Source organism: Frankia sp. AgB1.9 (assembly GCF_016786355.1).
Classification (GTDB): domain Bacteria; phylum Actinomycetota; class Actinomycetes; order Frankiales; family Frankiaceae; genus Pseudofrankia.
The window spans coordinates 1-8,571 of the sequence record NZ_JADWYX010000212.1; the positions used below are offsets into that span (position 1 = coordinate 1).

General features: G+C 72.2%; 7 protein-coding genes. 6 read left to right on the forward strand and 1 reads right to left on the reverse strand.

Translation table 11 applies throughout. The features are described 5' to 3' along the window. Positions 1–474: 474 nt before the first annotated feature. The 3 genes from I6A60_RS39935 (at position 475) to truA (ending at position 3,830) form a co-directional block, all read left to right on the forward strand. A complete protein-coding gene (locus tag I6A60_RS39935; protein ID WP_013427301.1) occupies positions 475–1,527 on the forward strand; it encodes a DNA-directed RNA polymerase subunit alpha in 1,053 nt (350 codons plus the stop codon). Between the two features lie 550 nt (positions 1,528–2,077). After that, a complete protein-coding gene (gene rplQ, locus I6A60_RS39940) occupies positions 2,078–2,662 on the forward strand; it encodes a 50S ribosomal protein L17 (protein WP_203021147.1) in 585 nt (194 codons plus the stop codon). 331 nt (positions 2,663–2,993) lie between these two features. Next, positions 2,994–3,830 (forward strand): tRNA pseudouridine(38-40) synthase TruA, encoded by an 837-nt coding sequence (gene truA, locus I6A60_RS39945; protein ID WP_238437227.1) that lies wholly within the window; start codon positions 2,994–2,996, stop codon positions 3,828–3,830. A 78-nt stretch (positions 3,831–3,908) separates the two neighbouring features. On the opposite strand, the gene I6A60_RS39950 is transcribed toward truA, so the two are convergent. After that, a complete protein-coding gene (locus tag I6A60_RS39950) occupies positions 3,909–5,330 on the reverse strand; it encodes a hypothetical protein (RefSeq protein WP_203021148.1) in 1,422 nt (473 codons plus the stop codon). Between the two features lie 354 nt (positions 5,331–5,684). Here I6A60_RS39950 and rplM point away from each other — a divergent pair, with 354 nt between their 5' ends. From rplM to glmM, 3 genes are all read left to right on the forward strand, one after another. Beyond that, complete coding sequence (gene rplM, locus I6A60_RS39955; RefSeq protein ID WP_203021150.1) at positions 5,685–6,128, forward strand: 50S ribosomal protein L13; 444 nt, start codon at positions 5,685–5,687, stop codon at positions 6,126–6,128. 325 nt (positions 6,129–6,453) lie between these two features. Further along, a complete protein-coding gene (gene rpsI / locus I6A60_RS39960) occupies positions 6,454–6,861 on the forward strand; it encodes a 30S ribosomal protein S9 (protein WP_013427296.1) in 408 nt (135 codons plus the stop codon). A gap of 419 nt (positions 6,862–7,280) precedes the next feature. Then, on the forward strand, positions 7,281–8,571 hold a 1,291-nt coding region (gene glmM / locus I6A60_RS39965), incomplete at its 3' end, for a phosphoglucosamine mutase (protein ID WP_203055868.1).

Here is an 8,571-nt window from a genome sequence, read left to right on the forward strand (position 1 = left end):
ACGCGGATCTGTTCGACGAACCGGCCGACCATCTGGCTCCGCCGTCGCCCGCTCCCGCCCGTCCCCTGCCGCGCCCCCCCCCCGCCCCCCCCCCGGGGCCGCCCCCCCCCCCCGCCCCGGCGCGCCCCCCCGCCCCCCCCCCCCCCCCCCCCAAAAACCCCGGCTCGGGCGCTGGGCGCCCTCGCCAGCCCTGTATCGGGGCGGGCGTGGATGTCTGGGGTGGGCCGCGGTCCAGGGTCGATACCTTGGTCGCGTTCCAGCCGAAGCTCCCGAACGTGTGGTTTTGTCGTCCTTCGGCCGCCGGGCCTGTCCCGGCGGCCGTCGGCCGTCTCGACCCGCTCCGCCGCGTTTGCAGGCGGGGCGCACAATGGACTACGGCGAGTGGTGGACCGAAGCCGCTCGCCGTCGCCTCCCCGCGAGGGAGGCACTGCACGGCGTCATATGGCGGGCGTCGTGGTTGGAAGGAAGTAGCTCATGCTTATTGCTCAGCGTCCTACGCTGGCCGAGGAGCCGATCGCCGAGTTCCGGTCGCGGTTCGTGATCGAGCCGCTGGAGCCTGGTTTCGGCTACACCCTGGGCAACTCGCTGCGTCGCACCCTGCTGTCGTCCATCCCCGGTGCCTCGGTGACGAGCATCCGGATCGACGGCGTGCTGCACGAGTTCTCCACGGTTCCCGGGGTCAAGGAAGACGTCACCGACGTGATCCTGAACCTCAAGGAGCTCGTCGTCAGCTCGGACAACGACGAGCCGACGGTGATGTACCTGCGCAAGCAGGGCCCCGGCGAGGTCACCGCGGCGGACATCGCTCCGCCGGCCGGCGTCGAGGTGCACAACCCCGAGCTGCACCTGGCCACCATCAACGACAAGGGCAAGCTCGAGATCGAGCTGACCGTCGAGCGTGGTCGTGGCTACGTCAGCGCGGCCCAGAACAAGCAGCCTGGCCAGGAGATCGGCCGCATCCCGATCGACTCGATCTACTCGCCCGTGCTGAAGGTCACCTACAAGGTCGAGGCGACTCGTGTCGAGCAGCGGACCGACTTCGACAAGCTGATCGTCGACGTCGAGACCAAGCCGTCGATCTCGCCGCGGGACGCGATGGCGAGCGCCGGCAAGACCCTGGTCGGCCTGTTCGGGCTGGCCCAGGAGCTCAACGCCGAGGCTGAGGGCGTCGACATCGGCCCGTCCGCGCAGGACGCGCAGCTGGCCGCTGACCTGGCCCTGCCGATCGAGGAGATGGACCTGACCGTCCGCTCCTACAACTGCCTCAAGCGCGAGGGCATCCACACGATCGGCGAGCTCGTCTCGCGCAGCGAGGCGGACCTGCTCGACATCCGCAACTTCGGCCAGAAGTCGATCGACGAGGTGAAGACCAAGCTGGGGGCCATGGGCCTGCAGCTCAAGGACAGCCCGCCCGGGTTCGACCCGCGTCAGGCCGTCGACACCTACGGGACCGACACCTACAGCCCGCCGTTCTCCGCCGGTCACGACGACGACGGCAGCGAGTACGTCGAGACTGAGCAGTACTGAGTCTCTTTGTTCGTGGCGTCCGGGCGCGCCCCTACGGCCCCGACCTCCGCTAGCGCTCCGGTCGGGACCTCCGGGTCGCGTCCTCCGCCACGAACGGGTCTTCGCTCCGTCGGGTCGGCCAGTCAGGCAGCTTCGCTTCGCTCGCAGCCTGCTGGCCGACCCGACTACGCGAAGACTTGGGCTCGGGGTAGACGGGTTGGGCGGCCGCTTCGCTTCGCTCGCGGCCTCCTGGCCCACCCGACTCGCGAAGACGTGGGGGCTAGCGCAGCGGGTTGGTGACGCTTCGCTTGCGGGCTCCTGGTTCGGGGCGCTGGGGCTGGCTTGATCTGTGTGGCTTTGTTGGTACGTCTGCAGGACCTGTTCGCAGGGATCCACGTTGGGTGGGGTTTCGGTTCCGACCGGGGGGCCGGGGCACTGCCTGACCAAGGTTCTGATCTCGCTCGAAGGGCGTGGTTGGGGCCGTGTCGCGGGCTTGGCTCGTGGCCGTGGAGATGTCCGTCCCGGTCGGCTCTGAGGTGCTTCGCACCGCGAAAGGAACGAGGGAACTCGAATGCCTACTCCGAGGAAGGGCGCCCGGCTGGGCGGCAGCCCGGCCCACCAGCGGCTGATTCTCGCGAACCTGGCGACCTCGCTGTTCGAACACGGCGCGATCACCACGACCGAGACCAAGGCGAAGGCGCTGCGCCCGTACGCCGAGAAGCTGGTCACCTTCGCCAAGCGCGGTGACCTGCACGCCCGTCGCCAGGTGATGCGCGTCATTCGTGACAAGTCGGTCGTCCACGAGCTGTTCACCGAGATCGGCCCGCGGTACGAGAACCGCAACGGCGGCTACACCCGGATCACCAAGGTCGGGTTCCGCAAGGGCGACAACGCCCAGCTGGCCCGCATCGAGCTGGTCGAGGCGCTGACCGTCGGCCAGTCCGCCGTCGCCGAGGCGGAGCGCGCCCGCGGTACCCGGTTCGCCGAGCGCAAGGCGCCGACCGGTGCGACCGCCGAAGCCGCCGAGGACCTGGCGAAGGAGTCGCCGACCGCGGCCGCCGTCGCCCTCGAGGCCGAAGAGGCCAAGGCCGCGGAGGCCACCGCGGCCGAGCCGGCCGAGGACACCGAGCCGGCCGACGGCGACACCGAAGCCTGACGTCCCCTGGGCCCACAGGCCACCGGGAAAGGGAGCCCGCCGCCCGTACTGGGAGGCGGGCTCCTCGACGTCTGCCTGCCTCACCACCCGGTTGGCAGCGGGACCCGGGGCTGACAGCGGGTGGCCGAAGATGCGATCGTGAGGGCGTCGCCAGCGGTCCGCGCCGGTCTGCCGCGGCTGCAGCCACCCGAACCACCGAATTTCCGAATCGCCCGAACCACAGAACCACGAGTCACCGAATCACCCGAACCACCGCGACCGGCAGATCAGTTGACCGGCGCGGGCAGCGCGGAAAGCAAGCAGCTCGGGAAGCAAGGAGATAACGAGCGCCTTGACCATCTTCGGCGCCGACGGCCTCCAACGGCTCCGGATCGACCTCGCCTATGACGGGACGCCGTTCGCCGGCTGGGCCCGCCAGCCTGGCCAGCGGACCGTGCAGGCCGACGTGGAGGAGGCCCTGATGCGGGTGGCGAGGCTGCCCGCCGTGCGGCTCACCGTGGCCGGCCGGACCGACGCGGGGGTGCACGCCGCCAGGCAGGTCGCGCACGTGGACATCCCCGCTGAGGTTCCGCTAGGCGGTCTCGCCCGCCGGCTCAACGGCGTTCTCGACCGCGCGGTGCGGGTTCTCGGGATCGGGCCGGCGCCGGTCGGGTTCGACGCCCGCTTCTCGGCGCTGTCCCGCCGGTACAACTACCGGATCAGCGACGCGCCCTACGGTGCCGACCCGCTGCGCCGCTACGACACCCTGGCCTGGCCCCGCCCGCTGGACGCGGCTGTCATGCGGCTGGCCGCGCTGGCGCTGCTCGGCGAACACGACTTCGCTGCGTTCTGCCGCCGCCGCGAGGGGGCGACGACTGTCCGCACGCTGCTGCGTCTCGATGTCCGCCGCGGCCCTGACGGCGTGATCGTCGCCGACGTCGAGGCGGATGCGTTCTGCCACTCGATGGTCCGGGCGCTCGTCGGCGCGCTCGTCGGCGTCGGCGAGGGGCGCCAGCCGCCAGGCTGGATCCCGCAGATGCTGGCCAGGGCGGTGCGCAGCCCGGCCGTGACCGTGCTGCCGGCGCACGGGCTCACGCTGGTCGAGGTGCGCTACCCGCCCGATGCCGACCTCGCCGCCCGCGCCGAGGTCACGAGGGCCGTCCGCGTCTCGCCGACGCTGTCCGGCTGACCCGCCGCTCTCTGGTACACCTGCTGCCGCTCCACCCGGAGACGTCCGGGCGGAGCGACGAGTGGGGTGGCTCGGGCCTCAGCCCCGGTAGCCGCGGCCGAGCACTGCGCGGTCGTCGAGCGGCGACGTGGTGATCTTCTTGAGGTCGGTGGCGGCGTCCGTGAGCACCGCGTCGGTCGCCTTGCCCTTGGTGTCGTCCGAGTAGGCGAGCTGGAGGACGACGGCGTAGTGGCCGTCGGAGAACGCCGTCCGCCAGTTGTTGTTGCCGTTCGGGCCGCTGATCTTCGCGCCGGGCAGTGCTCCGGTCGGCAGCGGCAGCGGGGTAACGCCGCCGGCACCGGCCCCGAGTGCCTGGACCGCGTTCTTGGCGGTCGTGGCGCTGTCGACGACGAGGACGCCGATGCCCGCGAGCAGCCGGCGCCCGGACTTGTCCGGCTCGCCGACGTAGAGCGCCCGGACCAGCTGGCGGCACAGCGGGCCAGGGGTCACCGGCGCGGCCGGCGTCGCCGCGGCCGAGGCGCCGGGCGCGGGTGCGCCACTGGCCGACGGGCCGGCGGCCGGGGTGGCCGCCGCCGTCGGCAGCGGGGCCTGGCCCGCCAGCGCGAGCGCGACGATGCCGGTGAGGTCAGGGCAGCCCTGGTCGAGCTTGCTGGCGACCCGGGTGTACGTGTGCGCGCCAGCGACGACGGAGCCGTCACGGAAGAACTCGTTCGCGGTGACCGCGTCGGAGTCCGTGAACGCGGAGTCGAGGAAGTCGGCCGGCACCGGCTGCGCCGTCGGAAGCGGTGCCGGCGGCGCTGCGCTGGTGCCGGCTGAGCCGCCGGTCATCGTCCAGTAGGTGACGCCGCCGACGATGAGGACCACCACGGCGATGATCAGGACCCGCGGGCCACGGCCGATGCGCGGCTTCGAGGCTCGTCCGCCTGCGGGAGCCGGATCCTGTGACCAGCGGCGGGCGGCTGGTCGCCTGCTCTCGCCGAACCGGCTGGCACGTGTTGCCGCGGCGGGCTTCTCCGCGACGGCGTCGTCCTCGGGGTCCTCGTCGTCCTCGGAGTAGCCGTCGTCGTCGTAGTCGTCGTCGCCCAAACCGTCGTCGAGGTCGGCGACGTCCTCGTACTCGTCGTCGTCCTCCTCGCCCTCGTCGTCCAGGTCGTCGTCGGGCCAGCCGGGGTAGCTCTGGTCGAGCGGCGGCCCAGCCAGGTTGCGCCTGTCGGCGACAGGGCGGGGCACGTAACGGGGCCGCAGGATGCCGCCGGTGGCTGGGTCGAGCGGGCCGACCAGTGACCCACGGTCGGCCGGGTCGATGCCTGGCCCGGTGGGTTGCGGGCCCGTGCGGGGCCAGTCGTCGCTGGGGGTCCAGCTGTCCCGCAGGGGCGAAGTGCTGTGCGGGGGCCATCCGGCTGCCGCCTGGCTGCCGGTAGCCGAGCCCCAGTCGTCGCCGCGCCGATCGGAGTCCCCGAGCTCCGAGCCGGCGTTCCGCCAAGGATCGGTGCCGCTCATTCGACCGACGGTAGCCGATTGCTAGGATCTCCCGGACATCCCTCCCCAATCGGACGGTCCCAGCTGGTCGGTCTCAACTGATCGATTCCAGCTGATCAGCGCTTCCGATCTCGGCGCGGTCTCGTCTGGCCGCACCGCGGAACCGGTCCCGTGGCCGCCACGGGAGGGGCGGGGGCGCGGTGGTGGGACGCCGGCGGCGGCAGCCGTCCAGAGCCTGGTAACCTCAAAGACTGCGGCGCGTGACACGACTGTCGAACGCGCGCGTTTTCACACTCTTGACGCGCTTGCTGCGGTTGGACCTCCTCAGGCGAGGCGGACCGGACGGAGCGTCGTCCCGACGAAAAAGGCAGACCTGTGCGCACGTACCAGCCCAAGCCCGCGGATATCCAGCGTGCGTGGCATGTCATCGACGCCAGCGACGTCGTCCTCGGCAAGCTGGCGAGCCAGGCTGCCCAGCTACTTCGTGGGAAGCACAAGGCGTACTTCGCCCCGCACATCGACACCGGTGACTTCGTCATCATCGTGAACGCCGGGAAGGTGTCGCTCTCGGGGGCGAAGCGGGAGCAGTCGCAGTACTACCGCCACTCTGGCTACCCGGGCGGCCTGCGCAGCACCAGCTACGGCGAGCTGCTCGACACGCGGCCCCAGCTGCTCGTCGAGAAGGCCATCAAGGGGATGCTTCCCAAGAACAAGCTCGGCCGGGCCCAGGCTCGCAAGCTCAAGGTCTACGCGGGTCCGATCCACCCGCACGAGGCCCAGCAGCCGCAGCCGTTCGACATCGTCCAGGTCGCGCAGTAGCGGGTGGGGTTCGCCTGTTCGCTGCCCTTCGGGCAGCTTCCCGGCTCACCCGCCACTGGATATCTGCCCGGGGGCGACCCCCCGGACCCCCCGGTGTCTCGCTTCGCGAGACCTTGAGCCGGTAGCTGGGGGGCTCGCCTCGCGAGGGTTTTGAGTCACTTTAGATCTTGAGTCATCAGAGATACGCGTTTCTCCCTCTTCGCTGGCCCTGGTCGGTGTGGTGGGTGGGTCGCCGCACAAGCCGAAAGATCTGACCCGGGGGTCGGGTCCTCGGACCCCCGATGTCGCGCTCGCGCGACCACGAACCGCAAGGAAGGAACGCGACGTGTCTGTCGTGACCGACGTCCAGGGCAACCCGCGGGCCACCGGCCGCCGCAAGGAGGCGGTCGTCCGCGTCCGCCTGCTCCCCGGTTCCGGGAACTGGTCCCTGAACGGACGCTCCCTGGAGAACTACTTCCCCAACAAGGTGCACCAGCAGCTCGTCAACGAGCCGCTGAAGGCGCTCGACAAGGCCGAGAGCTACGACATCGTGGCGCTGCTGCACGGCGGCGGCATCTCCGGCCAGGCCGGCGCGCTGCGCCTCGCGATCTCTCGTGCGCTGATCATCGTCGAGGAGGACTCCCGCCCGACGCTGAAGAAGGCCGGTTTCCTCTCGCGTGACTCGCGGGCCAAGGAGCGCAAGAAGTACGGCCTCAAGAAGGCCCGTAAGGCGCCTCAGTACTCCAAGCGTTAAGTACGCCCCCCGGGGGATCTCCCTGGGAGCCCCGGCCCGTGGTTCGCGCGGCCGGGGCCGGATGTGCGGTGACTTCTCTGATCGCGGTGACACCCGCCTGTCGGCCATCCTGGACGGGCGGGTTTCGCCGTTTTCGACCCCTGTCGGCAGCCTCGGGACCGGCCGCGCGCGCCCTTCGCCGCGGCTCCGTCGTCGGCCTGGCGGCGGGCCTCGACGGAAGTCGCGGCCGGGTCGGCGAAGATGATGGCTGGCCGGCCCGCCGACGCGGGCCGGGAAGCGCGGTCCTCTGGGGGACGGCCGGGCTGAGCAGTGCCGACGGCTGGACTGGCGGCGGCGTTCGGGACCGGCCGCCGAGCCGCCCCGCTGCCGGCGCGGCACGACATGGAGCTCGGCGAACTCCGATGGTTGGGGGGCCCGTGATGGGGCGGCTGTTCGGTACCGATGGCGTGCGCGGCGTCGCGAACGTCGACCTGACGGCGGAGCTGGCGCTGCGCCTCGCCGAGGCCGCGGTCGAGGTGCTCACCGAGAACCGGACGGCGCTGGCCCCCCCGGCCGCCGGAGCCCGGCCCACTGTGGTCGTCGGGCGGGACACCCGGCCCTCGGGTGAGTTCCTCGAGGCGGCGGTCCTCGCGGGCCTCGCCTCCCGGGGCGCCGACGTCGTCCGGGTCGGGGTGGTGCCGACCCCCGCCGTGGCGCACATCGTCGCCGCGACCGGGGCCGACCTCGGCGTGATGCTCTCCGCCAGCCACAACCCGATGCCCGACAACGGGATCAAGCTCTTCGCCGCCGGTGGGCACAAGCTGCCGGACGAGGCCGAGGACGCGATCGAGGCCCGGCTGAGGACCCAGCCGACCGGGCGTCCCACCGGCGCGGCGGTCGGTCGGGTCCGCGACGAGCCCGGCTACATCGCCGGCGTCGTCGACGGTTACGTGAAGCACCTGCTCGCCACCTTGCCGGTCCGGCTCGACGGGCTGCGGGTCGTCGTCGACTGCGCCCAGGGCGCCGCCTCCCGGCTCGCGCCGAGAGTGCTGCGCGAGGCCGGGGCCGAGGTGATCGCGCTACACGCCGACGGCGACGGCGAGCACATCAACGACGGCTGCGGGGCCACTCACCTGGACAGCCTGCGCGCGGCCGTCCTGGCCCACGGGGCGGACGTGGGCATCGCGCACGACGGCGACGCGGACCGGTGCCTCGCGGTCGACGCCGACGGCGAGATCGTCGACGGGGACCAGATCATGGCCATCTGCGCGCTGGCGCTGGCCGAGCGTGGCGAGCTGACCGACCGGCGGGTCGTCGTCACCGTCATGTCGAACCTGGGCTTCCACCACGCGATGCGGGAGGCCAGTATCGAGGCGCTGGCGACCCCGGTCGGCGACCGGTACGTGCTCGCCGAGATGCGCCGCCTCGGCGTGACGCTCGGCGGCGAGCAGAGCGGCCACATCGTCTTCCTGCGGCACGCCACGACCGGGGACGGTCTCCTGACGGCCCTCACCCTGCTGGGGCGGGTGCGCGAGACCGGCCAGCCCCTGGGCGAGCTGGCGAAGGCGATGACCCGGCTGCCGCAGGTACTGGTCAACGTGCGCGGCGTCGACCGGGGCGGGGTCGAGGGCTCGGCCGCGCTCGCGGCCGCGGTGGCCGCGGCGGGGGCCGAGCTGGGCCCCCCCCGCCCCCCGGCCGGGGGGCGCCCCGCCGGGCCCCCCCCCCGGGGGG